Here is a 25,339-nt window from a genome sequence, read left to right on the forward strand (position 1 = left end):
TAGAGCTGCTTCGGCTGCGCGGACGCTAGATGAGCATGACATTCTTTTTTCCATATCATTCAATTTTCCCGCAATGAAACTCGATATCCTAGCCCTCGGCGCGCATCCCGACGACGTAGAAATGTCCTGTACTGGTACGCTGCTGGCCAGCATGGCGGTTGGCAAGAAAGTGGGAATTGTTGACTTCACGCGGGGCGAACTGGGCACGCGCGGCACCCCGGCCACGCGGGCGGCCGAAGCGGCGGCTTCCAATAAAATCTTGGGCATTGACATCCGCGAGAACCTGGGCATGGCCGACGGCTTCTTTCGCAACGACCGGGAGCACCAGCTGCCCCTCATTGCCGCCATTCGGCGCTACCAGCCCGAGGTGGTGCTGGCCAATGCCATTGACGACCGGCATCCCGACCACGGCCGCGCCGCCCAGCTGGCCATTGATGCCTGTTTTCTGGCCGGGCTGCGCATGATTGAAACCATTGGCGACGACGGCCTGCCGCAGGAAGCCTGGCGGCCCAAAAACGTGTATCACTACATTCAGGACCGGCAGCTGCCGCCCGCTTTCGTGGTCGACATCACGCCGTATTGGGAGAAGAAATGGGAGGCCATTCAGGCCTTCAAAACCCAATTCTTTAATCCTGATTTGGACGCGCCACAAACGTACCTCTCCAGCCAGGCGTTTGGCCGGTTTATGGAAGCGCGGGCGCGGGAGTTCGGCCACATCATCGGGGTCGAGTTTGGGGAGGGCTTCACGGTGGCGCGGCCGGTGGGCGTACGCGAGGTAGGGGATTTGCTGTAGCGTTGCTCAGGCTCACCAAGCAGCGCTGCATTGGTCAGCGGCTCCGTCTGGCTGCTAGCCTGCTCCCTCATTCGCCCAGCAGCGTAATTACCAGCGTCCGCTGGCCGCCGTGGTCGCGGTGCTCGCCCAGGTAGATGCCCTGCCAGGTGCCCAGTGCCAGCCGCCCGTTCGTGACCGGGATGCTGACGCTGCTGCCCAGCATTGCCGCTTTCAGGTGGGCGGGCATGTCGTCGGGGCCCTCGGAGTTGTGGCGGAAGTAGGGCGCGTTTTCGGGCGCCGCGCGGTTGAAAAACTGCTCGAAATCGTGCCGCACCGTGGGGTCAGCATTTTCGTTGATGCAAAGGCTGGCCGAGGTGTGCTGAATGAACACGTGCAGCAGGCCGGCCCGTACCCGCGCCAGCTCGGGCAGCCCTTGTAACACATATTCGGTGATGAGGTGGAAGCCCCGGCGCATGGCTGGTAACTGCAACTGTTTCTGAAAAACCATCAAATAGAAGCATAAAATACGATAGGCATACGGAGCGTGAGCCCACCAGTAGGCGTGAAGGGGTGAATAGTTGCGTCCGGGCCGCGTCGTCTTCGGCGGGCGGGGATGGCCCCCGCTACGACCGGACCAATGAAACCAAAGGAAATATTTCCCCGTTGTCAGGGAAATATTTCCCATCTTTGGGTAAGAATCAACTTCACTATCCCATGACTGCTCTCGCCACGCCTCCCGCCGCCGTGTATTCGCCCGCCCTGCGGGGCTTGCAAGCCACCGTGGCCGATTCCTTCGCCCTCGTGATGGAGGCCCGCAACGGCGTGCCCGCCAAAACGGCCTTCGACGTGGCCGCTCTGCTCAAGCTGAGTGCCGACGAGCTGGCCAACCTCCTACACACCACCACCAAAACGCTGCGTGCCTACCGCGAAGGCAAAAAGCGCCTCGGCCCCGCGGCCAGCGAACAAATTCTCAAGCTACTGGCCCTCGCCCGTCAGGGTGAGGAAGTATTCGGTGCGCTCCCGGCTTTCCGCCGCTGGCTCGACAAGCCCGCTTACGGCCTTGACAACCAAGCACCGCTGGCCTTGCTCGAAACCAGCGGCGGCATCGACCTGGTGGCCGACGAAGTTGACCGCATCGCCCACGGCGACCTAGCCTAAGACCTCGAGTGGAAATCTACCGCATTTGCCTGGCCAAATACGCCGGTGAATTAGTTGCCTCCGGCAACCCCGGCCGCTGGAATCTCCGCGGCCAATTGGTTATCTACGCCGCCGGCAGCCGCGCCCTGGCCTGCCTCGAAAACGTGGTGCACCGCAGCGGCGAAGGCCTCAACAGCCTCTTCCGGGTCATCCGCATCGACGTGCCCGACGTCCTGCCCATCGAAGAGCTGACGTTGGACCAGATGCCGCCCGAGTGGCAACTGCCACGCCACTACGCCCGCTGCCAGCCTCTTGGTGCCGCCTGGTACCAGCGCCAAACGGCCGCCATTCTGCGGGTGCCGTCCTCCATCATTGCCCACGAGCACAACTATGTGCTCAACACCCGCCATCCAGACTTTGCGCAGGTGAAGATTATCGGCTGGGAAGATTTTGAGTTTGACCCGCGCATCAAAGCCAGCGTTGACTAACCCGTCCGAATAACAGTTGGGTATTGAGGGCTTGTGATGTTCCTGAATACTGCTATGCTCGTATGTACGAGTTATGGATACTGCCGTCTTTATCTCAGCCCTGCCCTCGTGGCTATTGTTCCTGCTGGTAATCGGGGTTTCGTTGGGCGCTAACGAGGCTGGTTTTCGTCTGGGCCGACTCCTGATTCGGCGCGGCTTGCGCGAGCCCGAGCCGCCGGTGACCGCCGTGGTGGGGGCCGTGCTGGGTTTGCTGGCCTTCCTGCTCGCCTTCACGTTTGCCATGACGGCCTCCCGGTTCGATGCCCGCCGCGAGCTGGTGATTGAAGACGCCAACCGGATTCGAACGGCTTACCAGTATAGCCGCCTGCTCCCCGAAAAGCAGCGACAGGCTCTGCAAAAGCTATTTCCCGAATACGTGGCCCTGCGCCTGGGCATCACTTCGCTGGCCGTGGCAAAAAAACGAGAACCCCGGACCAACGAACTCCAGCAACTAATGTGGCAACAAGCCGCGTCGCTGGTGCCGGAAAATATGGATTCGGAAATACGCAGCCTCTTCATCAACTCGCTGAGCGAATTGATAAACGTGCATACCGCTCGCAAAACCGTTGCCCTGGGCTACCACATTCCGGGCCGAATATGGCTGGTGCTAAACTTGCTTTCCGCGATGAGCATGCTTAGCGTGGGCTACCAGACCGGCATGTTTAGCCACCGGCGGCTGGTGGGCATGCCCGTGCTGGCGGCCGCGTTTGCCCTCGTCATCACCATGATTGCCGCGATGGATGCCACCGCCCAACACGGCTTTTTAATCAGCCAGGAACCTCTGGCCGATGTGCTGAGGATGATGCAGGTTGGCCAGTACTAGCCTGATGTCAGGCTCATAGCCGGTTAATCGCGTGGCGATAACTCGCCGAAGAGGTAAGCTAAAAAAGGAAGCCTGACTATTTCAGCCAGGCTTCCTTTTTTACGATGACTACCTTACCGCACGCCCAGCCGGTTCCGCCGCCAGCCCGAAACCTCTGCGCCGGCCGTTTCGCCCGTTGCGGCTGCCGCTTTGGTTTTTTTATCGCTAAGCAGCATCGCGCCCAGCGCGGCGGCTATTTTAGCCGTGGCCTCGTCCGGCGCGGCGGGGGCGAGGGTGGTGGGCGTGAAATGGTCGCGGATGAAATTCGTGTCGAAGTTGCCGCTCACGAAGGCGGGGTGCGTCAGCACGTAGCGGCCGAAGCCCAGCGTGGTTTCAATGCCCGTGATTTGATACTCCTCGATGGCGCGCAGCATGCGGGCAATGGCCTCGGCGCGGTCGGCCCCGAAGGTGACCAGCTTGGCAATCATCGGGTCGTAATAAATCGGAATGTCCATGCCCTGCTCGAAACCGTCGTCCACACGCACGCCGGGGCCCTGGGGGCGCACGTAGGTACTCAGGTTTCCGATGTCGGGCAGGAAGTTGTTTTGCGGGTCTTCGGCGTACACGCGCAGCTCCAGGGCGTGGCCGGTGATGGTGAGGTCGGCCTGCGAGAAGGCAAGGGGCTCGCCCTGGGCTACTTTGATTTGCTCCTTCACCAGGTCGAGTCCCGTGATTTGCTCTGTCACGGGGTGCTCTACCTGGAGGCGGGTGTTCATTTCCAGGAAGTAGAAGTTGTGCTTGTCGTCGAGCAGGAATTCCACGGTCCCGGCGCCGGTGTAGTCGCAGGCGCGGGCCACGTCCACGGCGCACTGGCCCATCTGGGCGCGCAATTCGGGCGTGAGCACTGAGGAGGGCGCTTCCTCAATTACCTTCTGGTGGCGGCGCTGAATGCTGCACTCGCGCTCAAACAGGTGCACGATGTGGCCGTGCTCGTCGCCCAGCACCTGGATTTCGATGTGGCGCGGCCCGGTCACGAACTTCTCAATGAACACCGCGCCATCGCCAAAGGCTGAAACAGCCTCATTAATGGCCAGCTGCATCTGTTCCTCAAACTCGTCGGCTCCGTTCACGATGCGCATGCCCTTGCCGCCGCCGCCGGCCGAGGCTTTAATCAGAATGGGAAAGCCCACTTCCTGCGCAATCTGCTTGGCGGCGGCTACGTCCGAAATGGCCTCGGCCGTGCCCGGCACCAGCGGGATATTGTAGGCCTGCACCGCCTGCTTGGCCGAAAGCTTGTCGCCCATGATTTCCATCGCCTCGGGGCTGGGGCCCACGAAAATCAGCCCGGCCTCGCGCACGGCGCGGGCAAAGCCGGCATTCTCCGAAAGGAAGCCGTAGCCGGGATGGATGGCATCGACACCCAGTTGTTTGCAGACTTCGAGAATCTTGTCGCCGCGCAGGTAGCTGTCTTTGGAAGCGGGCGGGCCCACGCACACGGCTTCGTCGGCGTAGCGCACGTGCAGGGCGTTGCGGTCGGCTTCGGAGTAGATGGCCACGGTGGCAATGCCCATTTCCTTGGCGGAGCGCAGGACGCGCAACGCAATTTCGCCCCGGTTGGCGACGAGTAGCTTGGTGATTTTTTTCATGGGTGGGAGTGAGGAACGAATCCGTCAGGAAAGTCCTGCCGCGCTACGCGCAGCCAGGCGTTCCTGACGGATAGGAGCAGAATGCGCCCACAAAGAAACTGCGAAACCGCAGCCCATCGGCAAACCCTGTGGCCATTACCCGGTTGTTAAGCCCAAATTATGCACATCCGCGGCGCGGTGGCTACCTTTGTGGATAGCCCTGTTTTGGGTTGTGCAACCAATAGCAATTCCCAAAGCGGTTGTTTCTCCGCCTTTTCTCACCCTATTTCCGTTTTTTCAGTGGATATTTTTGACCGGGTTTCGGCCAACCGCGGGCCTCTGGGTTCGCATTCGAATTATGCGCACGGCTACTTTACCTTCCCCAAGCTGGAAGGCGAAATCAAGCCCCGCATGACTTTCCGGGGCAAAGAAGTGCTCACCTGGAGCCTGAACAACTACCTCGGCCTGGCCAACCACCCCGAGGTGCGCAAGGCCGACGCCGACGCGGCTGCCGAGTACGGCATGGCCCTGCCCATGGGCGCGCGCATGATGAGCGGCAACTCGACCCTGCACGAGCAGCTGGAAGACGAGCTGGCCGAGATGGTAATGAAGCCCACCGCCACGCTGCTCAACTTCGGCTACCAGGGCGTGGTGTCCATCATTGATGCGCTGGTGAGCCGGCACGACGCCATTGTGTACGACGCCGAGTCGCACGCCTGCATCATCGACGGGGTGCGCCTGCACGCCGGCAAGCGTTTCGTGTACACCCACAACAACATGGCCAGCTTGGAAAAGCAGTTGGAGCGCGCCAAGCGCCTGACCGACGAAACCGGCGGCGGCATCCTTGTTATTACCGAGGGCGTGTTCGGCATGTCGGGCAACCAGGGCGACCTGCGCGGCGTGGTGGCGCTGAAGGATAAATTCAACTTCCGCCTGTTCGTTGACGATGCTCATGGCTTTGGCACGATGGGCGCCACCGGGGCCGGAACGGGCGAAGAACAGGGCGTGCAGGACGGCATCGACCTTTATTTTTCGACCTTTGCTAAGAGCATGGCGAGCATCGGCGCATTCGTAGCCGGGCCCGAAAGCGTAATTGACTATTTGCGTTACAACATGCGCAGCCAGATTTTCGCCAAATCGCTGCCCATGCCCCTCGTAGTGGGCGCGCTAAAGCGGTTGGAGTTGCTGCGCACCCAGCCGCAACTCAAGGAAAACCTCTGGACGATTGTGCGGGCCATGCAGAGCGGCCTGCGCGAAAAAGGCTTCAATCTGGGCACCACAACCTCGCCGGTAACGCCCGTGCTGCTGGAGGGCGAAATCCCCGATGCAACCCAGATAACGCTGGATTTGCGTGAAAATCACGGTATTTTCTGCTCTATTGTGGTGTATCCGGTAGTGCCCAAGGGCGTGATTATGCTGCGCATCATCCCCACGGCCGCCCACACGCTGGCCGATGTAGAGGAAACGATTGTGGCGTTTGAAGCCGTGGCCGATAAGCTCAAAAAGGGCCTCTACAGCCGCACAACTGCGATTCCGGAGGCGGTTTAAAACTGCCTTGCCAAGTGCCGACGCGGGCTGCCTGAGAAGGCGGCCCGCGTTTTTGTTTTTGGACTATTCTAATGGGTTGGCCGTTTGCGTACTTTGCGCAAACGGCCTTTTTTTTGGCGAAATCTGCCTCTGAAAGCCGGAGAGGGGTTTTTAAAAAAAAGTGAAAAACTTGCTTGCATTTGAAATCCCTGTATATTAGGGCCGGCTTAACACCACCACAAACTCATTTTTCACCCCCAACCCCAACTTCCAATGAACAATTTTGGTAAACTGAAGGACCTCGTGATGTCGCTCGAAGATGACTTCTCGAAATTCTACGACAAGCAGAACGCTGCTGCCGGCACCCGCGTGCGCAAAGGCATGCAGGAGCTGAAAACGATGGCCCAGGCGTTCCGCACCGAAGTGCAGAACACCAAAAACGCTGGTGCTGCCGCTGCTCCCGCTGCTGCTAAGAAAGCTGCTCCGGCTGCCGCCAAGAAGGCTCCGGCTGCTAAAGCTGCTCCGGCCGCTAAGAAGCCCGCTGCTAAGAAGTAATCCTGACCACGGATTCTTCGGATTCTGTGGACAAAAAAAGGCCCCGCCAATTGGTGGGGCCTTTTTTTGTGGTCAGCCGTGTGGGCTCGTGCTTCGGTTTTCCTTGGCACAAGGGGGCGTTTACACAAGCTCTACCAGGAAGTAGTTCTTCTTGCCCTTCTGCACCACCAGGTATTTGCCGGCCAGGTGCTGGAGCGCGGCTACCGGCGCATCGGGCGAGGTCACCTTTTCGCGGTTGATGCTAACGCCGCCAGCCTGAATCATTTTGCGGGCTTCGCCTTTGGAGGGGAAGATTTGGTGCAGCGTGAAATCGCTGAGGAACGTGGTGGCATTAAGTTCGGTCATCTCGTCGCGGAGCACGCGCAGGTGCGGCACGCCGGCGAAAACGTCGAGTAGCGTGGCCTCGTCCAGAGTAGCAAGGTCGCCACCGCCGAAGAGGACCTGGGAGGCCGCAATGGCGGCTTCGGTGGCTTCGGCGGAATGCACGCGGGTAGTTACGTCGGTCGCCAAAGCTTTCTGCAGGATGCGCAGGTGCGGGGCGGCGGTGTGTTCGGCTTCGATGGCTTCGATTTCCTCCTTGCTCAACAGCGTGAACACGCGGATGAGGCGCGGGGCGTCGGCATCGGCCGAGTTGAGGAAGAACTGGTAGAACTGGTAGGGCGAGGTGAGGGCAGGGTCGAGCCAGACGGTGCCGGTTTCGGACTTGCCGTACTTGGTGCCGTCGGCTTTGGTGATGAGCTGGCCGGTGAGGGCGTAGGCTTTGGCTTCGCGGTCTTCGGCGTTGGCGAGGCGGCGGATGAGCTCGGTACCGGTTGTAATGTTGCCCCACTGGTCGCTGGCGCCCATTTGCAGGGTGCAGTTCAGCATTTTGTTGAGGTGCACAAAGTCGTAGCCCTGCAGCAGCTGGTAGCTGAATTCGGTGTAGCTGATGCCGCTGCTATCATTGCCTTCCTCGCCGCCGATGCGGCGCTTCACCGAATCCTTGGCCATCATGTAGTTTACGGTGAGGTGCTTGCCTACTTCGCGCAGGAAGCCCAAGAAGCCGATTTCCTTGAACCAGTCGTAATTGTTCACCACCAGCGCGCCGGTGGGGCCTTCGGAGAAGTCCAGGAATTTTTCCAGCTGGGCCTGAATGCCGGCCTGGTTGTGGCGCAGGGTCGCTTCGTCGAGCAGGTTGCGCTCAGCGGATTTGCCGCTGGGGTCGCCAATCATGCCGGTGGCACCGCCCACGAGGGCTACGGGGCGGTGGCCGGCGCGCTGCAAGTGGACCAGCAGCATAATGGTGGCCAGGTTGCCGATGTGCAGCGAGGCCGCCGTGGGGTCGAACCCGATGTAGCCGGTGATGGGCGCGTTGGTGGCGAGGTGTTCGGCGGTGCCGGGCATGGAATCGTGGTACATGCCGCGCCACGTCAGTTCTTCAATCAGGGACATACGTACTTAGGTACTGGGGCGCGGGCTGCGGGGAAATTAAGCCCCCGGTCCGCCGCCGATAATAAAGAGGCGCAAAGGTAGGGGCGGGCACAGGCAAGCCCTAATTTTGCGGCGGGGGCGCTCTGCCCCGCCGTTTCAAAATAATCTAGCCCTCCCGCTGTGCCCATTCTCGAAGCCGACGCGATTCTTAAGCAGCTCCAGCAGCGGCAGTTCCAGCCCGTGTATTTTTTGCAGGGCGAGGAGCCGTACTACATCGACGTGGTGGCGGATTTGATTGAAAAAACCGCCCTGGCCGAGCACGAGCGCAGCTTCAACCAGGTGGTGGTGTATGGAAAGGACGTGGACGTGACGGCCATTCTGGGCCAGGCCAAGCGGTTTCCGATGATGGCGGAGCGTTCGGTTGTCATCGTGAAAGAAGCCCAGACGGTGGCCGATTTGGAGCAGGAGCGGAGCTGGCCTTTTCTGGAGGCTTACCTGAAAAACCCGCTCCCCAGCACTGTATTGGTGTTTTGCTACAAGCACAAAACGCTGGACTCGCGCAAGAAGCTGGGCAAGCTGCTAGGCGGGAAAGACTCGCCGGCCGTGCTGATGACCAGCAAGAAGCTCTACGACAACCAGGTGCCACAGTGGCTCACGGCCAACGTGCGCAGCCGCGGCCAGCAAATTACCGGGCAGGCCACGGCCATGCTGGCCGAGTACATCGGGGCCGATTTGGGCCGGCTGGCCAATGAAGTCGACAAACTGGTGCTGAACCTCAAGCCCGGCCAGCCCATCGATGAGGAGCTGGTGCAGCGGCTGGTGGGCATCAGCAAGGACTACAACATTTTCGAGTTGCAAAAGGCGCTGGTGCAGCGCGACGTGCTCAAGGCCAACCGCATTCTGGCCTACTTCGCCGCCAACCCCAAGGCCAACCCGCTCATCCCGAACCTGACGCTGCTGTTCAACTTCTTCACCAAACTGCTGGTGCTGCACCAAGCCGGCCCCAACCCGCCGGATGGCGTGTTCAAGAGCCTGGGCATTATGAACAGCTTTGCGCAGAAGGAATACCAGCAGGCCATGCGCGTGTACCCGCCCGAGCGTGTGGTGGGCCTCATCCACAACATCCGAAGGGCCGATGCCCAGAGCAAAGGCATCGAAAGCGGCTCGATGGACGACGCCGAGATTCTAAGAGAGTTGGTGTGGCTGATTCTGCACAACGTACCGGCCGGGGTGCTGGAGTAACATCGGCCGGATTACGCTCGTAACAGGAGGGTATTTCACCTTAAACTGATTTCACTCATGAGCGATACTCCAAGCGGCACCCTCGGGGGCCTGATTTCCGGCCTGTTTGGCGGCCGCAAAAACGAAGACGGTACCCGCGCGGCTGGTTCGACCGGCGGCAGCCTGGTAAAAGGGGCTTTGCTGGCGGCCGGCGCGGCCTACCTGTACAAGCGCTACAAAAACGGCAACCTGAACCTGCCGAGCATTACGCCCAAACAATAGCCGGAATGATTCCGGACCAATAGAAAAGCCCCGCTAGCAACTGCTGACGGGGCTTTTTTCTGCCCGCTTTGGGGCGAATCACTGCTTATTTATCCAGTGCTAGCGGAAATGCGACCCAAGCCGGTGTCCTGCTGCTGGCAATGAAACCCGCATTTCTGCGTTGGCTGGGCAACCTACGGGCATTTATCGCTACTTTTGGCGAGTTCCCGGGCCCGGTGCGGCCCCTCCACGACAGGTATTTACATGAAGCTATTTCCCCGGCTGGCGCTGGCCGCCACTTTGAGTGCCGCGGCACCCATGGCAGCCCAGGCCCAGCAAACCCAGGTTTTTGCCTCCGATGAGCGGCACTTTCAGGAAGGGTTGGAGTTGTTTGACCGCGGCCAGTACGGCGCGGCGCAGGAGGCCTTTCGGCAGTATCTGGCCATCGAGCCGGTACACAGCAGCCAGGCTGGCCCCGCCGCCGGCGACCGCACCGCCGATGCCGAGTACTACTACGCCGTGAGCGGCCTTTACCTCTCGCATCCCGATGCCGAGGGCCTGATTCTGGATTTCGCCGCCAAGCACCCGGCCCACCCGCAGGCTGCAGCGGCTTATTTCGAGCTCGGCAAGTTCTATTTCGACCAGAAAAACTACGAGCAGGCCATTCGTTACTTCACCAAAGTAGCGCCCGATAACCTCAGCAACGACCAGCGCGCCGAATCCGATTTTAAGCTGGGCTACAGCTATTTCGAGCAGAAAGACTACGAAAAAGCCCGCCTCCTGTTCGACCGCAACAAGCAGGTGCAGAGCCAGTACAAGTACGCCAGCTCGTACTACGCCGGCTACCTGGGCTACCGCGCCGGCGACTACGCCGCCGCCCGCGCCGACCTCGGCGTGGCCGAGCAGAACGACGCCTACAAGCCGGTGGTGCCCGCCATCGTCACCCAGATTTACTACAAGGAAGGCAACTACGACGGCCTGATTGGCTACGCCACCAAGGCGCTGCAAAACACGCCGCCACCCCAGAACTCCGACGAAATTCAGTTGCTGGTGGGCGATGCTTATTATCAGAAGCAGCAGTACAAAGAGGCCGCTGAGTACTTCGACAAGTACGCCGCCGTGCATCAGAACCGGATTGAACCGGCGTTGCAGTATAAGATTGGTTTCGCCAATTACAAGATGGGCGACTTCAAGGGAGCCATCGCCAACCTGAAAAACGTGGCCGTGCGCCGCGATTCGCTGGGCCAGAACGCCGCCTACCACCTCGGCCTGAGCTACGTGCAGGCCAACCAGAAGCCTCAGGCCGTCACGGCCTTCGAGGCCGCCCGCCAAAGCACCTTCGACAAAGCCATTGCCGAAAACTCCACCCTCAAGCTGGGCCAGGTGCAGTACGAGTTGGGCAATCTGCCCGAGGTCATCAACGTGCTGCGCGACTTCCGCAAGAAATTTCCCCGCTCGAAAAACCAGCCCATCGTTGACGACTTGTTGGGCAACAGTTTCCTGGCTTCAACTGATTATAACCAGGCCATAACCTACCTCGAAGGCATCGACGACCGCAGCGAAAAGCTGGACGCGACCTACCAGCGCGTAGCGTATTCGCAGGCTGCGTTGCTGTACAACAACGGCAGCTACGCTCAGGCGCTGCCGCTGCTGGATAAGTCGCTGAAATTTCCGTCCGACGACGGGCTGCGGGCGGCGGCACAGGTGCTGCGGGGCGAGATTTTCAGCGTGGGCCAGCAATACCCGGACGCCATAACGGCGTATGCGGCGGCGGCCCGCTCGGCCCGGCAGGGCGGCGTGAGCCCCGAAGAGGCTGACTTTGAGCAGAAAGCGCGTTACGGCCTGGGCTACGCCTACTACAACACCAAGCAGTACGACAAGGCCCGGCCGCAATTCGTCGCTTTCCTGAACGACACCGACGCCAAGCCCTCGGACCCCAACTACTACGACGCCACCCTGCGGCTGGGCGATACCTACTATGTGTCGAAAAATTACCAGCAGGCCCTCGACCAGTACGACAAAGTCATCAAGGCCAACGCGGCCGACAAAGACTACGCCTACTACCAAAAGGGCCGCACGCTGGGCCTGATGGGCCGCCGCGAGGAAGCCACCAGCACGCTGGCCGCCCTACTCAAAGCCAGTCCCAATTCGCGCTACGCCGAGGATGCCGTATTTCAGCAGGCGCAGCTTTCGTTCGAGGCCGGCGAATATCAGCCGGCCGTCACGGGCTTCACGCGCCTGATTGAAGGCCGCCCCAATAGCCCGCTGATTCCGCAGGCGCTGCAGAAGCGCGGCGTGGCCTACGCCAACCTGGAGCAGCAGGACAAAGCCGTGGCCGACTTCCAGCAGGTACTCACCGTTTATCCCCGCAGCGAAGCCGCTTCGCAGGCGCTTTATAACCTGCAGGAAAGCCTCACGGCCCTGGGCCGCACCGAGGAATTTGATGCGGCGCTGGCTTCTTTCAAAGCTCAGAACCCTGATAGCAAGGCTACCGAGAGCGTGGAATTCGAAGCAGCTAAGTCGTTGTATCTGGCTGAGAAATACCAGCCTGCTATTCTGCGTCTGGAGTCTTACTTGAAGCAATACCCGGAGTCTGCTCTGGGTGCCGATGCCCGGTTCTTCCTGGCTGACTCGTACCTAAAAACCGGCGACAAGCAGCAGGGCCTGACCCGCCTGCGTGCCGTGGTAACTGAGGGTAAAAGCGAGTTTGTGAACCGCGCCGTGGGCCGCCTCGCTGACCTCGAGTTCGAGAACAATAATTACGTCGAAGCCGCCAAACTCTACGAGCGCCTGCGCGGAGCCAGCACCAACCGCCGCGAAGTGGCCAACGCCACCCTCGGCCAGATGCGCAGCCTGTACGAGAGCGGCGATTACCCCGGCACCCGCCGCGTGGCCGAAGAGCTGCGCGCCCAGGCCGGCGCCACTGCCAACGCCACCAACGCCGCTTTGCTCTATTTAGGCAAAGCCAGCCTGCGGGCCGAAAACTACGACCAAGCCGCTACCGAGCTGGCCACCGCCGTCACGGCCGCGCCCAACGACATCAACGGGGCCGAAGCCCAGTATTACCTGGCTGAAACGCTGTTCAAGCAGAAAAAGAACGAGGAGGCCAAAGCCGCGGCGTTGAAACTAAACTCGGATTTCAGCAGCTACTCGCTGTGGCTGGGCCGGGCTTTTCTGCTGATTGCTGACATCTACGCCTCCGAAGGCGACAACTTCCAGGCACGCGGCACGCTGAACTCACTTATCGACAACAACTTCCCGGTGCCGGAAATACTGGAAACTGCCAAGCAGCGCCTCAAAACGCTGGGAGCCGACCAGCCCGAGGAAACCGCGCCGCCCACCAAAGCGCCGGTGAAGACGCCCAGCAAAACGCCGGCTAAAACCCCGGCCCCGACCAAAGCGCCGGCGGCCCCCGCCGGCACTCCGGCCAAGCCCACCACCGCGCCCACCAAAGGCAAAGCCCCGGCCCCGCGCACCAACCTGCGCGGCACCACCACGGCCCCGGCCGACACCACTCAGCGCTAGGAACGGCGCGATTTTTCAAAGAAAACCTGTTGCTGATGAAGCGTTTGACGATAAATAAAAGCCGTTCTACTAACCACGCTGGCCCCAGGCTGGCCACTGGCTTGGCTCTGGCCGCGGTGTTGGTAAGCGGCGTAGCGCCTGCGGCCACCGCGCAGGCCCAGCCCACCAAGGGCAAGTACAAAGGCAGCATTGAGGAGGCTGAGATTGAGATTGTGAAAGAGCGGGTGAACCAGTTGCCCGAAGCCACCCGCAATTTCGATAAAATCAAGCTGCCGGCCCCGCCCAAAGTAGAGCGCAAAGTGGCTTACACCTTCCCCGATTTTCGCCTGCCCGCCGACCGCCTTACGCCCTCGGTGAAGGTGCTCACCATCCGGGCCGAGGAGCCCACGCCGCTCACCGGCAACTTCGTGAAGGCCGCCATTGGGAACTACGGCACGTTTTACGGGCGCGGCTATTTCCACAGCACCCGCAATACCGACCATGCCTATGGGTTGGATATCAAACACGTAAGCTCTATTCAGGGCCCGGTGGACGGCAAGAACTCCCGCATGTCGGAAACCAGCGCCCACCTCATGGGTGAGCTGTATCGCGGCACCGGAGCCTTCGGGGCTACACTGGATTTTGGCCGCGAGCGCTACAATTTCTACGGTTATGAGAAAGCTGCCAACGGCAGCCCGGTAGTAGCGCCCGAGTCCGGAGATATAAAGCAGACCTTCAATCGATTCGCCGTTAAAGCCTACGCCCACAACCGCGACCCCGAGCAGCAGCTGACCTATGATGCCGGCATCGGCTACCGCTACTGGGCCGATAATTTCGCCGCCTCGGAAAACGACGTGCGCCTGAATGCCAAAGTCGGGTATGCACTGGGCGAATCCAGCCGCATTACGGTGGCGGCCGATGCCTCCTTTATCTCGGATAAGGACCAGGCGGCCCCTTCCCTCAAAACGCCCAGCCCGCTGCAAACCAGCCGCACGCGCACCTTCGTGCAGGCCACGCCAGCGTATGAGTTTCTGCGCAACAACATCGCCTTCTCGGTGGGTGCCACGCTGGGCTATTCGTCCGATACGACGACCAACGTGAGCAAAGGCGTGGTGTACCCGGCCGTGCGCCTGGGCTACACCATTGAGCCAGAAAAATTCATGGTGTACGCCGGTCTGGGCGGTGCCCTGCAGCGCGTGACCCGCTATGACCTCAGCACCGAAAATCCCTGGCTAAACCGCGGCCTGAACGTGGCCGACACCCACCGCGGGCCCACGGTTTACGCCGGCTTCACCTCCACGCCTGCCCGGGGTTTAGAGTTCAACGTGAAGGCCACCTACGCCCGCGACCGCAATCTGTACTTCTACCTCAACAATCCCATCGACCCCACAAAGTTCGACCTCGTGTATGACCAGAACGCCACCGGCGTGCTGAATATTCACGGCGAATTACTGTATAACGCGGCCGAGAAATTCCGCCTCGGTACCCGGGTCGACTACAATAAGTACGCCCTCAAAAACCTGCCGCTGCCGTTTCACCGCCCCGAATTTCAGGGCTCGGTATTCGGTACCTACAACGTTTTCGACAAGCTGATGGTGGGCGTGGAAGGCTACTTCTTCGCGGCCAGCTACGGCATCAGCTACCGGCCGGCCACCGCCGTGGGGGCTGCGCGGGTAGCTGATTTCTATCGAGCAACCGACCCGATTATCGACCTGAATCTGCGCGCCGATTACCGCATTACGCCAAAAATATCCATCTTTGCAATAGGTAATAACCTCGCCAATCGGCAATACCAGCGTTTCTACGGATATCCCGTGAAAGGTATTAACGTATTGGGCGGGGCTACTTACACGTTTTGATAAGGAACTTGGGCTCTTAGAGTCTTGGGAACTTGGATGTTAGGCATTGAAGCCAACCAGCCTCGGGTTGGTGCTGCTGATTCCGGATATCCAATTTCCTCAATGCTCGCCAAGGCCGGGTTCCCACGTTTCAGAATTCCCAAGTCCTGCATATGCACCTCGCCGACCACATTCGCCCCTTGCTCCGTGACCACGACTGCGTGATTATTCCGGACTTCGGGGGATTGGTGGCCGATGTGTCGCCGGCCCGTGCGCAGCCCGGCCGTCAGGCGTTGAGCCCGCCCACCAAACTAGTGGCCTTCAACCAGGCCCTGACCCGCAACGACGGCCTCTTGGTCGACGCCCTCAGCCAGCACCTGGGCCTGTCCATCGCGCAGGCCCGCGAAGCCGTGCGCACCGCCGTGGCCGGCCTGCAGCAGGAACTCGACGAAACCAACCGCACCGAACTGCCAGGCATTGGCATCTTCCGCCGCGCCGCCGGCCGGGGCTTGTCTTTCGAATACACCGGCACTGATAATTTGCTGGCGGCCGCCTTTGGGCTGCCGGAACTGGCCGCCCGCCCCGTGCGCGTGGCCGATGCTCGCGTTAAAAGCGCGCAACCCATCCTGCGGAGCGGTGGTGCCCGTCGTACTACGCTGGCGCGCCTGCTGCCGGCGAGCATCATTGCTGTTGCTGCCGGCCTGTTGCTGCTCGCCAACTACCAAGTGGCGCTCAAGGCTGGCTACCTGCCCGTGAGCTGGCAGGCTGCCATGCCGCGGTGGGAGTGGGCACAGCGCCAACCCGGCATCGTGGCCCCAATTATCACCGAACCGCAACAGGCCACGCTGAGCCAGCAGGATTACAGCACCGCGGCCAACAGTAGCGCCAGCCCTGCAGAAGGCATGACGCCAGTGGAAAATGCCACTGCGCAGCCCGTGCCGGAAATGGTGAGCGACAGCGGCGCACTGGCCAGTCTGCCGCTTAAAAAGGAAGCCCCGAAAGCTGCAATCATCGCTGCGCCGGCAGTAACTGAAGCCGTACCGGCCGCACCCAAAGCAACTGCCAGTAGTGCTCCGGTAGCTGCGGTTGCCGCACCGGTAGTGCCAGCCGCAGCCTCCACACGGGCCAAAGCCGCGGCCATTACAGCCAGCACCGTCACAATTAAAAGCCGTACCGGGCGTTTCTACGTCATTGCCGGGGCCTACCGCAGCCTGGCCGGTGCCGAGCAGGGCCGCAAGCTGCTGGCCAAAAGCGGGCACGCGTCGCACATCATCCTGCCGCCTTTCGGCAGCCGGCTGTTCCGCCTCACCGCGGCCGACTACCCCGACCTGGCCTCGGCCCAACGCGAAGCCCAGCGCCTGCGCATCAGCACGCACTGTGACTACAATACCTTGAAATTTTAACCGTCCGCATGTCCGTATTCCTCCTGCAAGTGACGCCCGTCGCTGCCGATACTGTTAATACTGCCGCCGCCGCTGCCGCTCCCATTGCCGATACCAGTGTCCCCGTCATCGACCTGCTGCTGCGCGGCGGGTTTATCATGATTCCGCTGGTAGCCCTGTCACTTCTCTCGGTCTACATCATCATCGAGCGCTACTTCACCATCCGCCGGGCCGCCGGCAACCCCGATGCGTTCATGGCCGGCATCCGTTCGCTCATGGTGAAGGGCGACTTGGCCGGGGCCAAGCTTTACTGCGCCCAGAACGCCTCGCCATTGGCCCGCATGGTAGAAAAAGGCCTGCGCCGCATCGGTCTCCCGCTCAAGGAAATCGAAACCAGCGTAGAAAACGTGGGCAAGATTGAAATCGCCCGCCTCGAAAAAAACATCAGCATCCTGGGCATCATCGCCGGCATTGCGCCCATGATTGGCTTCGTGGGTACCATCATCGGGGTTATCAAGATTTTCTATTCCATCGCTGCTACCAAAGAGTTTGGTATCCCGCAGGTGGCCGATGGCCTGTACGTCAAGCTGGTAACGTCGGCCACGGGTCTTATCGTCGGCATCATTGCCCACGTTGGCTACCACTGGCTGAGTATTCTGGTCGAGCGCATGGTATTCCGCATGGAAAACTCGGCCATTGAGTTCATGGACATTCTGCAGGACAATTAATTACAATGAGGAATGAAGAATGAGTGATGAAGAATTGGCCATCGCGGCTGTTCTGAATTCCTCATTCTTCATTCCTCATTCTTCATTGAAAAAGAATGAATCTTTCCCGCCGTCATCGCCTCACGTCGCACGTCGAAACCGGGGCCATGAACGACATCATGTTCTTCCTGATGTTGTTCTTTCTGATTGCTTCGACGCTGGTTAACCCCAACGTAATTAAGCTGTTGCTGCCGAATGCTAAATCGAGCAAGCAGGTGATGAAGCAGCCCATCACCATTTCGGTGGATGCGGCCGGGCAATACTTCGTCAACAAAAAGCCCGTGGCGCCCGCCAACGTGGAGCCCGAATTGGTGGCTCTGGTGGGCAACGCCCCAACCACCGAGCAGCCCACCGTCGTGCTGCGCGTCGATGCCTCATTGAACGTTCAGAAGCTGGTTGACATTTTAGAGATTGGCAACCGGCTCAAGCTGAAAATGGTGATGGCCACCCAGGCCCAGCAGGCGGCCGGCAAATAAGCCGTTTTTAGCTGGTTAAGCGTACACTGCATCATGGCTATTGACTATCAAGAACCGCACCGCCGCGAAGGCCTGATTGGCACCCTGGTAGTTCACGGGGTGCTGTTGCTGCTGTTTATCTTCTCGGTTTTTAAAGGCCCAAACCCGCCGCTGGCCCCGCTGGGCGGCGGCGATGGCGTGGAACTGAACTACGGCCTCGACGAAGCCGGCTCTGGCAACGTGCAGAGCATGGCCACGGCCAACAACTCGCCCAACCGCGAGGACAGCCGCCCGCCCCAGGCCAGTCCCGACCCGCAGCCGCGCCCCGTGGCCGTGGCCACGCCCGACCCCACGCCGCCCTCGCAGGAAAAGATAATTACCAGCGAGGCTGAGGAAAGTCCCGTATCGGCCGCCCCGGTTGAAACGCCCGCGCCACCGAAGGAAGAGGTAAAAGCCGCACCAAAAGTACCCCGCAAAGTAGCCGTGACCTTCGCCCCCAAGGGCAGCGCCACTGGCGGCGGCAACGGTGTGAACGGCACCAGCAATGCCCCCACAGGCAACAACAACGGCGACCATCCCGGCACCGTGGGCGACCAGGGCGACCCGAATGGTACGCTCGATGCTACGGCGCTCTATGGTGCTTCCGGCCGGGGTGGCAGCGGCAGCAGCCCGGGAAGCGGCGGTCTCGAAATGAGCGGCTGGCGCTTCGAGAGCAAGCCCGTAGTTGAGTCGGTGGACGACAATTCGGGTGTGATTCGCTTCAAAATCAAGATTACGGCCGATGGCGAAGTAGAATCGGTAACCAAGGTTTCGGGGAACGTGTCGCCGGCCCAGGAAAAGCTGTGCCGCGACAAGCTGCTCGACACCAACTTCATCAAAACCAATTCGGCTCCTGGCGGTGCAACGGGTTTTTACACGTTCAAATTCTCGGTCAAATAGCTTGCCCGAAGGCCATTGCAAGCCCCATCGTCTGTTCGCAGGCGGTGGGGCTTTTTCGTGGGCATAAGGGCGAAATGCCGTTAATTTGTGCTTTCTCCCTGTTTTCGCAGTCTCGTGACTTATCAAGAAACCCTTACTTACCTCTACGAGCAACTGCCCATGTTTCAGCGGGTGGGCGCAGCGGGCTTTAAAAAAGGCCTCGGCAATACCCTGGCTCTGGCCGAGACGCTGGGGCACCCGGAGCGGAAATTCCGGAGTGTGCACGTGGCCGGCACCAATGGCAAGGGCAGCAGCTCGCACCTGCTGGCGGCGGTGCTTCAAGCGGCGGGCTACAAGGTTGGCCTGTACACCTCGCCCCACTTGCGCGAGTTCACGGAGCGCATTCGGGTGAACGGGCAGGAGCTGACTCCGGCGTATCTGGTGGAGTGGGTAGCCCGTTGGCGGCCGTTGTTTGAAGAAGTCAAGCCATCTTTTTTTGAGATGTGCGTGGCGCTGGCGTTCGACTACTTCGCCCAGCAACGCGTGGACATTGCCATTGTGGAAGTAGGCCTGGGCGGCCGGTTCGATTCCACGAACATCATCACGCCGCTGGTGTCGCTCATTACCAATATCAGTTTCGACCACCAGGCGCTTTTGGGCAATACATTGCCCGAAATTGCGGGGGAGAAAGCCGGCATTATCAAGCCCGGCGTACCAGTTGTGGTAAGCCAAAGCCAGCCCGAAGTAGCGGATGTATTTCGGAACGAAGCCGCTGCAAAGCTCGCGCACCTCGTTTTTGCCGACCAAATTTACCAGGCAACGTTTGCCGCGGAGCCATCCCTTGAAACCGGCCTGCGCCCGTTAAGAATCAGTCAGCATGGCCGGCCATACCTTCCCAACGCTGAGTTGGGCCTGCCCGGCGACTACCAGCAATTCAACTTGCCCGGTGTGCTGGCTACGCTGGATGAGCTACGCGCCCAGGGCTTCCGCATTACGGAGGCGGCCGTGCGGGCCGGCCTGCGGCAGGTAACAAGCCTGACGGGGCTGCGAGGCCGGTGGAGCATCATTGGCCGCCAGCCGCTGGTGGTGTGTGATACGGGGCATAATTCGGCTGGCCTTAAAGCTGTAATGACTCAGTTACAGCGGCTTCCGCATGAGCGTTTACATTTGGTTATCGGTACCGTAAACGATAAGGATGTGGCTTCCATGTTGGCCCTGTTGCCGAAGGAGGGCATTTATTACTTCTGTGCGGCTAATATCCCCCGGGCCTTGCCCGCCGGCGAGTTGACTGCGCAAGGAGTGGAGCTGGGCCTGCATGGCCAAGCCTACGACTCGGTAGCGGCGGCAGTAGCAGCGGCCCGCAAGGCTGCCAGTCCCGATGACGTGGTTTTCATTGGCGGCAGCACTTTCGTAGTGGCCGAAGTGGAAGAGCTTTACGCCACGACCTGAGCGGCCCGCTTTACCTTTGTACAACAACACATTCCTACTGATTTGCCCCGAGTTAAGCTTCAGCGTTTTACCGACAACGCCACCCGTCCCGACATCATTGAGCCGGGCAAACCCGAATACGAACAACTGGGTGGCCGCTGGCGTACCGATTTTTTTCGCGAGCCCCACCCGCTGACGCTGGAAGTAGGCTGTGGCAAAGGCGAATACACCGTGGGGCTGGCCCAGCGCCATCCCGGCCGCAACTTTCTGGGCCTTGACATTAAAGGCGAGCGCATCTGGCGGGGTAGCACCCGCGCCGCTGAGATGGGCCTTACAAATGTCGGATTCGTGCGGATGCGGGCCGAAGCGCTGGCCGCGCAGTTTGGCCCCGGCGAGCTGGATGAAATCTGGATTACTTTCCCCGACCCGCGACCCCGCGACCGCGACATTAAGCGCCGGTTGACATCGCCGCGCTTCCTCGGGCTGTACGAACAATTGTTAACTCCGGGCGGTTTGCTGCACTTGAAGACTGATAATGAGGGCCTTTTCGAGTACACGCTCGAAACACTGGCTGCCCGCTCCGGTACCACTGTGGAGCGGTTTACGCGGAATTTGTACGCGGAGACGGCTCCGGAATTCGCCGAAGCCCAAGCTATCCAAACCAATTTTGAAGGAAAATACCGCGCTATTGGTGTTCCAATTAAGTATGTGCAGTTTCGGCTGACGTAAACCGACTTGCCGCCAAGCGAAGCGCCCCCGCAGCACCATTTCAAATCGGTGCTGCGGGGGCGCTTCGTTTGCAAAAGCAGGCGAAATTATTCGGTTTCCAAGGCCTCAAATACGGCTTCAAGCTGGTCAAAATCGCGCAAACCCGGTTTCACTTCGTCGCCCGATGGGAAAACCAAGCCGGCCAATGGGAGGGAAGTGGCTAAGGCGCGGGCGTGGTCAGGATGTAGGCCGGGGCCAAGCCACAATGGGTTGTTCGCGCTGATTTGTTGCAGAATTGCGAGGGTTTCCTGCGTTTCGGGGACTGACAATTCCAGCACGAAACCGATGGGCGAAGCGGGCAGGGGCTTGACCAGCCCAGCGGAATCCGTCGTTAGCTCCAAGTACACAGGTGGGGCGATTTCGGCTAACTCTTCGTCGGTTCGTGGTGTGCGCAGCAGAATAGCATCCAAGCCACACTCAGCTGATATCGCATTGATTTCAGCCGCGCTGAGTTGGTCAAACTCACCTATTAGTTCAACTCCGGCAATCCAACCCGCCAGCTCTTTCACACTCTTGGTATCTAGGTGCCCGGGCAGGGCGGGGTCGAGAACAAAGGTTAGTTTATCGGCACCCATACCGGCGCAGTAGCGGGCATCGGAAAGGTTGTTGATGCCGCGAATAAGGAGAGGGGCGAGGTGAGGCACGAGGAGAAGTAAAGTGAGGCAAAGCTGCCGTTGAACCGTAGCCGGCCGAAAAGCGGGCGGGCCAGTGCAAAAGTAGAGCCGCCGCCGTAGTCAGCCATTACATGAGGAGTGCGCGGCCTCCGTATCTTCGCTGCCATGAATGCATCCCGCCGCACGCCCTTGCTGGCTCCCTCGTTTCTGGCCGCCGACCTGGCCAACCTGCAAGCCGAAACCGAGCGGCTGGCCAGCAGCGCCGCCGACTGGCTGCACTTCGACGTGATGGACGGCCGGTTCGTACCCAATATTTCGTTTGGCCTGCCCGTGCTGCAAGCCGTGGCCCGCTACGCCAAGCAACCCATCGATGTGCACCTGATGATTGAGGAGCCACAGCATTACCTCTCCGCTTTCCGTGACGCGGGGGCCAGCAGCATCACGGTGCATTACGAAGCCTGCCCGCACCTGCACCGCGTGGTGCAGCAAATCAAGCAGCTGGGCTGCCGGGCCGGCGTGGCTCTGAACCCGGCCACGCCCGTGTCGCTGCTCGAAGACATCGCGGCCGACCTCGACGTGGTGCTGGTGATGTCGGTGAACCCCGGCTTCGGTGGGCAGGCCTTCATTCCGAACACGCTGAAAAAAGTGGCCATGCTGAAGGAGCTGCTGGTTGATACGGGCTCGGATGCGTTGATTGAAGTGGATGGCGGCGTAAACATGGACAACGCCGGCCCACTCGTCGAAGCCGGGGCCGATGTACTGGTGGCGGGCAACTTCGTGTTTAGCGCGCCTGAAGGGCCGGTGGCTACGCTGGCCCGCCTGCGCGACCACCTGGCCGGGCTGGAAATGGATGCAGTGGCGGCCGGTCGTCGGCAATAGTTAAGCCGTCTGCTCGTTTTTAGCCCCGTGAAACAACCCGCTACCTTGTCGTTGCCATCAGTGCCAGTTATTAGGAAAGTTGAGTGCCGCCTGCTGTTGCTGGGCGGTATGGCCCTGGGGCCATTGTCCGTAATTACGGTGCAGGCGCAGGCTAGCAACTCGGAGCAAACAACGCCGGGCACGCAGGTAACCCTCACGGGCACGCTGCGCGATGCCAGCGGACAGCCGCTGGAGCTGGCGGCGGTGGGAGTGGAGGGCCAGCCCGGCGGCACCAATACCAACGCCGACGGCACGTTTACGCTGCCCGTTCGGGTGCCGGCCGCGGGCCAGAATGTGGTACTGGTGGTGCGCCGCCTGGGGTTTATCACGCTGCGGCAGCCGCTCCGGCTGCCCGCCGATGCGGGTACGCCTTTGCGCTTAATCATGCGCCTCGATACCAAGGCGCTGAGCAACGTGCGCGTCACGGGCCGTTCCGACCAGGCCGATACCCGCGAGCAGGTCAGCATCACGCGCATCGACCCGCGCTCGGCCAAAGAGCTTCCCTCGCCGTTTGGGGATTTCAACGCCATTCTCAAGACTCTCCCCGGCGTAGTGTCGAATAACGAGCTGAGCAGCACTTACAACGTACGGGGCGGCAACTACGACGAAAACCTGGTGTACGTCAACGGCTTCGAGATTTACCGACCGTTTCTCGTCACCTCGGCCCAGCAGGAGGGTTTGAGCTTTATCAATCCCGATTTGGTGAAGCAGGTGGAGTTCAGCAGCGGCGGCTGGCAGCCGAAGTACGGCGATAAACTGGCCTCGGTGCTGAGCGTGGATTATAAGACACCCGAGAAGTTCGCGGCCACGCTCACGGCCAGTCTGGTGGGCGGCGCGGCCCATGCCGAAGCCCGCTCGGCCAATGGCCGCGTAAGCTACCTGGCCGGCGTGCGCTACAAGAATGCGCAGTACGTGCTGAGCTCGCTGAAACAGGCGCAGGGCGGCTACAACCCCACTTTCTATGATGCGCAGGCCTTCGTTAATATCGGCTTAGGCAAGAAGGAGGACATGCAGCGCACCACGCTGGGCCTGCTCGGCGTGGTAGCGCACAACGACTACCGCTTCTCGCCCGAAACCGGCCAGGCCACGTTCTCGACCGGGACCAACCAGTTTACCCGCGTATTCATCGCCTACGATGGCCGCGAGCGAATGCAGTTCGACACCTACCAGACGGGCCTGAACCTGAAGCACGACTTCTCCTCGAAGCTCCAGATGGAGCTGCTGGGCTCGGCCCTGGTGTCGCGGGAGTTCGAGTACCGCGACGTGGAAGCGGCTTACACCTTCGCCGAAATCAACCGCGACCCCAACTCGCCCGATTTCAACCAGGCCGTGCGCCAGCGCGACATTGGCTCGCAGTTCAAGCACTCGCGCAACAACCTCACGGCCCGGATATTCACCGCCGAAACCCGGGGCCGCTGGACGCCCGCCGCCAACCACACCGTGCGCTGGGGCGCTAAAATCGGCCGCGAAAAAATCACTGATAGGCTCGACGAGTACAGCTTCGCCGACTCGGCCGATTTCGTGCCCGATGCTCGCCGGACCCGGCTGCTGTCGGATTTGAGCCTGGAAAGCACCCGCACCCAGGGCTTCGTGCAGGATACCTGGAACCTCGATTCGCTCACCACGCTCACCTACGGGGCGCGGGCGCACTACTGGACCACCAACGGCCAGCTGGTTATCAGCCCGCGGGTGCAGTTTTCGCAAATCAGCCGCTCGCACCCCAACCGCTCCTTCAAGGCGGCCGTGGGCGTGTACTACCAGCCGCCGTTCTACCGCGAGCTGCGCAACCAGGCCGGCGACCGCACCGACCCCAGCCAGCCCCTGATTCAAACCGCCAACCTGAACGTGGAGCTGCGCGCCCAGAAGTCCTACCACTTCATCGTGGGCAAGGAAATCAGCTTCCAGCAGTACGGGCGGCCCTTCAAATTCTCGGCCGAAGCTTACTACAAATACCTCACCGATGTGGTGCCCTACGACGTGGACAACGTGCGCCTGCGCTATTTCGCCAAGAACAACGCCCGCGCTTACGCCGCTGGTTTCGACTCCCGCATCAGCGGCGAGTTTGTGAAAGGGGCCGAGTCCTGGTTCAGCCTCGGCGTGCTCACGACCCGCGAAAACGTGGACGGCGACTCCATGAACGTGGTCGATGCCAACGGCAAAGTGACCGGCCGCGAGCCCAAGGGCTATATCCGCCGGCCGCAGGACCAGCGCCTGAACGTGGGCATCTTCTTCCAGGACCACCTGCCGAATAACCCGTCGGTACGCGGCTACGTCAACTTCGTGTTCGGCACGGGCCTGCCGTTCAGCCCGCCCAACCTGCCCGACCTGCGCGGCACCGCCGACCTCACCCGCAGCTACAACCGCGTCGATTTGGGCTTCTCTAAAGTAGTGGGCCTGAAAAACAACAACGCCCCCAAAGCCCATTTCTACAGCTTCGAAAGCCTCTGGCTGGGCCTGGAAATCCTGAACGTGTTTGCCGCCAACAACGTGGCCGGCTACAGCTACCTGCAGGATGTGAACGGCGTGACGTATTCGGTGCCCAACTACCTGTCGCAGCGCATTGTGAACCTGCGCCTGATTGCGCGCTTCTAGCGCTCGAAGTAGCGCGGACGTTGTAGTCCGCGTTCGCGAATGATATCCGAACGATTCTAACGGTGTGGGGACACGCGGACTACAACGTCCGCGCTACCGTCGAAACCTTTACCCCAGCTTGCCCGTTTGGCATTCCGAATTACCTTTGCAGCCGCAATGACCGCCTTCGCCTTCTCGTTTTCACTGGTTTCGCTTCCCGCTTCGGCTGGCAGCTGGGCTGTTGTGGGCCACGGTTATCATCACCACCATCTGTGGGAGGCCGGGTTGTGTGCCGGGTGCTAGCTTAGCACCGGTTGCCCGAGTCTCCACCGCCGCGTT

21 protein-coding genes and 1 pseudogene are annotated in these 25,339 nt (G+C 60.7%); 18 read left to right on the top strand and 4 right to left on the bottom strand.

Annotation, left to right across the window (positions count from 1 at the left end):
• The first annotated feature begins 73 nt into the window (after window positions 1-73).
• Window positions 74-793: a bacillithiol biosynthesis deacetylase BshB1 gene (gene bshB1, locus ACYVM5_RS17760; protein ID WP_460619432.1), complete on the top strand. Its 720-nt coding sequence runs from the start codon at window positions 74-76 to the stop codon at window positions 791-793.
• A gap of 67 nt (window positions 794-860) precedes the next feature.
• Here bshB1 and ACYVM5_RS17765 read toward each other — a convergent pair whose 3' ends face one another.
• Window positions 861-1,283, bottom strand: coding sequence for a secondary thiamine-phosphate synthase enzyme YjbQ (locus ACYVM5_RS17765; RefSeq protein ID WP_460619433.1), 423 nt, complete (start codon window positions 1,281-1,283; stop codon window positions 861-863).
• A gap of 203 nt (window positions 1,284-1,486) precedes the next feature.
• Between ACYVM5_RS17765 and parS the strand changes: the two genes are divergently transcribed.
• From parS to ACYVM5_RS17780, 3 genes are all read left to right on the top strand, one after another.
• The gene (gene parS / locus ACYVM5_RS17770; protein ID WP_460619434.1) at window positions 1,487-1,930 is read left to right on the top strand and encodes a type II RES/Xre toxin-antitoxin system antitoxin; all 444 of its coding nucleotides are present in this window, start codon (window positions 1,487-1,489) and stop codon (window positions 1,928-1,930) included.
• An 8-nt stretch (window positions 1,931-1,938) separates the two neighbouring features.
• Complete coding sequence (locus ACYVM5_RS17775; RefSeq protein WP_460619436.1) at window positions 1,939-2,397, top strand: RES family NAD+ phosphorylase; 459 nt, start codon at window positions 1,939-1,941, stop codon at window positions 2,395-2,397.
• A 73-nt stretch (window positions 2,398-2,470) separates the two neighbouring features.
• Window positions 2,471-3,259, top strand: a complete 789-nt coding sequence (locus ACYVM5_RS17780) for a bestrophin-like domain (protein ID WP_460619437.1) — start codon at window positions 2,471-2,473, stop codon at window positions 3,257-3,259.
• A gap of 113 nt (window positions 3,260-3,372) precedes the next feature.
• On the opposite strand, the gene accC is transcribed toward ACYVM5_RS17780, so the two are convergent.
• Window positions 3,373-4,884, bottom strand: a complete 1,512-nt coding sequence (gene accC / locus ACYVM5_RS17785; protein ID WP_460619438.1) for an acetyl-CoA carboxylase biotin carboxylase subunit — start codon at window positions 4,882-4,884, stop codon at window positions 3,373-3,375.
• 279 nt (window positions 4,885-5,163) lie between these two features.
• On the opposite strand from accC, the gene ACYVM5_RS17790 reads away from it, so the two are divergent.
• Entirely contained in the window at window positions 5,164-6,411 is a 1,248-nt protein-coding gene (locus tag ACYVM5_RS17790; protein WP_460619439.1) for an aminotransferase class I/II-fold pyridoxal phosphate-dependent enzyme, read from the top strand.
• 252 nt (window positions 6,412-6,663) lie between these two features.
• A pseudogene (locus tag ACYVM5_RS17795) lies at window positions 6,664-6,834 on the top strand (histone H1); the annotation flags it as partial.
• 231 nt (window positions 6,835-7,065) lie between these two features.
• On the opposite strand, the gene tyrS reads toward ACYVM5_RS17795, so the two are convergent.
• Window positions 7,066-8,376 carry a tyrosine--tRNA ligase gene (gene tyrS / locus ACYVM5_RS17800; RefSeq protein ID WP_460619440.1) on the bottom strand — a complete coding sequence of 437 codons (1,311 nt, stop codon included), beginning with the start codon at window positions 8,374-8,376 and terminating at the stop codon, window positions 7,066-7,068.
• Window positions 8,377-8,535: 159 nt separating this feature from the next.
• Between tyrS and holA the strand changes: the two genes are divergently transcribed.
• From holA to trmB, 10 genes are all read left to right on the top strand, one after another.
• Window positions 8,536-9,597, top strand: coding sequence for a DNA polymerase III subunit delta (holA, locus tag ACYVM5_RS17805; protein WP_460619441.1), 1,062 nt, complete (start codon window positions 8,536-8,538; stop codon window positions 9,595-9,597).
• Window positions 9,598-9,654: 57 nt separating this feature from the next.
• On the top strand, window positions 9,655-9,858 hold the full coding sequence (locus tag ACYVM5_RS17810) for a hypothetical protein (protein ID WP_460619442.1): 204 nt from the start codon (window positions 9,655-9,657) through the stop codon (window positions 9,856-9,858).
• Window positions 9,859-10,101: 243 nt separating this feature from the next.
• Window positions 10,102-13,362 carry a tetratricopeptide repeat protein gene (locus ACYVM5_RS17815; RefSeq protein WP_460619443.1) on the top strand — a complete coding sequence of 1,087 codons (3,261 nt, stop codon included), beginning with the start codon at window positions 10,102-10,104 and terminating at the stop codon, window positions 13,360-13,362.
• A gap of 35 nt (window positions 13,363-13,397) precedes the next feature.
• On the top strand, window positions 13,398-15,200 hold the full coding sequence (locus ACYVM5_RS17820; protein ID WP_460619444.1) for a TonB-dependent receptor: 1,803 nt from the start codon (window positions 13,398-13,400) through the stop codon (window positions 15,198-15,200).
• Between the two features lie 152 nt (window positions 15,201-15,352).
• Window positions 15,353-16,582 (top strand): HU domain-containing protein, encoded by a 1,230-nt coding sequence (locus ACYVM5_RS17825; RefSeq protein WP_460619445.1) that lies wholly within the window; start codon window positions 15,353-15,355, stop codon window positions 16,580-16,582.
• 8 nt (window positions 16,583-16,590) lie between these two features.
• Window positions 16,591-17,289, top strand: a complete 699-nt coding sequence (locus tag ACYVM5_RS17830) for a MotA/TolQ/ExbB proton channel family protein (protein ID WP_198068444.1) — start codon at window positions 16,591-16,593, stop codon at window positions 17,287-17,289.
• Window positions 17,290-17,384: 95 nt separating this feature from the next.
• On the top strand, window positions 17,385-17,804 hold the full coding sequence (locus ACYVM5_RS17835) for an ExbD/TolR family protein (protein WP_198068443.1): 420 nt from the start codon (window positions 17,385-17,387) through the stop codon (window positions 17,802-17,804).
• A gap of 33 nt (window positions 17,805-17,837) precedes the next feature.
• Window positions 17,838-18,722 carry a hypothetical protein gene (locus ACYVM5_RS17840; protein WP_460619446.1) on the top strand — a complete coding sequence of 295 codons (885 nt, stop codon included), beginning with the start codon at window positions 17,838-17,840 and terminating at the stop codon, window positions 18,720-18,722.
• A 114-nt stretch (window positions 18,723-18,836) separates the two neighbouring features.
• Window positions 18,837-20,150 (top strand): bifunctional folylpolyglutamate synthase/dihydrofolate synthase, encoded by a 1,314-nt coding sequence (locus ACYVM5_RS17845; RefSeq protein ID WP_460619447.1) that lies wholly within the window; start codon window positions 18,837-18,839, stop codon window positions 20,148-20,150.
• Window positions 20,151-20,192: 42 nt separating this feature from the next.
• Window positions 20,193-20,858, top strand: a complete 666-nt coding sequence (gene trmB / locus ACYVM5_RS17850; protein WP_460619448.1) for a tRNA (guanine(46)-N(7))-methyltransferase TrmB — start codon at window positions 20,193-20,195, stop codon at window positions 20,856-20,858.
• A gap of 86 nt (window positions 20,859-20,944) precedes the next feature.
• On the opposite strand, the gene ACYVM5_RS17855 is transcribed toward trmB, so the two are convergent.
• On the bottom strand, window positions 20,945-21,541 hold the full coding sequence (locus ACYVM5_RS17855) for a hypothetical protein (protein WP_460619450.1): 597 nt from the start codon (window positions 21,539-21,541) through the stop codon (window positions 20,945-20,947).
• 135 nt (window positions 21,542-21,676) lie between these two features.
• Between ACYVM5_RS17855 and rpe the strand changes: the two genes are divergently transcribed.
• Window positions 21,677-22,390, top strand: a complete 714-nt coding sequence (rpe, locus tag ACYVM5_RS17860) for a ribulose-phosphate 3-epimerase (protein ID WP_460619451.1) — start codon at window positions 21,677-21,679, stop codon at window positions 22,388-22,390.
• A 27-nt stretch (window positions 22,391-22,417) separates the two neighbouring features.
• Window positions 22,418-25,021 carry a TonB-dependent receptor gene (locus tag ACYVM5_RS17865; RefSeq protein ID WP_460619453.1) on the top strand — a complete coding sequence of 868 codons (2,604 nt, stop codon included), beginning with the start codon at window positions 22,418-22,420 and terminating at the stop codon, window positions 25,019-25,021.
• Window positions 25,022-25,339: the final 318 nt, after the last annotated feature.

This window comes from Hymenobacter ruber (genome assembly GCF_054783255.1).

Coding starts and splice junctions, on each gene's coding strand:
- bshB1 (WP_460619432.1), top strand. CDS start 74: ATGAAACTCGATATCCTAGCCCTCGGCGCGCATCCCGACGACGTAGAA.
- parS (WP_460619434.1), top strand. CDS start 1,487: ATGACTGCTCTCGCCACGCCTCCCGCCGCCGTGTATTCGCCCGCCCTG.
- ACYVM5_RS17780 (WP_460619437.1), top strand. CDS start 2,471: ATGGATACTGCCGTCTTTATCTCAGCCCTGCCCTCGTGGCTATTGTTC.
- accC (WP_460619438.1), bottom strand. CDS start 4,884: ATGAAAAAAATCACCAAGCTACTCGTCGCCAACCGGGGCGAAATTGCG.
- tyrS (WP_460619440.1), bottom strand. CDS start 8,376: ATGTCCCTGATTGAAGAACTGACGTGGCGCGGCATGTACCACGATTCC.
- ACYVM5_RS17810 (WP_460619442.1), top strand. CDS start 9,655: ATGAGCGATACTCCAAGCGGCACCCTCGGGGGCCTGATTTCCGGCCTG.
- ACYVM5_RS17815 (WP_460619443.1), top strand. CDS start 10,102: ATGAAGCTATTTCCCCGGCTGGCGCTGGCCGCCACTTTGAGTGCCGCG.
- ACYVM5_RS17820 (WP_460619444.1), top strand. CDS start 13,398: ATGAAGCGTTTGACGATAAATAAAAGCCGTTCTACTAACCACGCTGGC.
- ACYVM5_RS17825 (WP_460619445.1), top strand. CDS start 15,353: ATGCACCTCGCCGACCACATTCGCCCCTTGCTCCGTGACCACGACTGC.
- ACYVM5_RS17830 (WP_198068444.1), top strand. CDS start 16,591: ATGTCCGTATTCCTCCTGCAAGTGACGCCCGTCGCTGCCGATACTGTT.
- ACYVM5_RS17835 (WP_198068443.1), top strand. CDS start 17,385: ATGAATCTTTCCCGCCGTCATCGCCTCACGTCGCACGTCGAAACCGGG.
- ACYVM5_RS17840 (WP_460619446.1), top strand. CDS start 17,838: ATGGCTATTGACTATCAAGAACCGCACCGCCGCGAAGGCCTGATTGGC.
- rpe (WP_460619451.1), top strand. CDS start 21,677: ATGAATGCATCCCGCCGCACGCCCTTGCTGGCTCCCTCGTTTCTGGCC.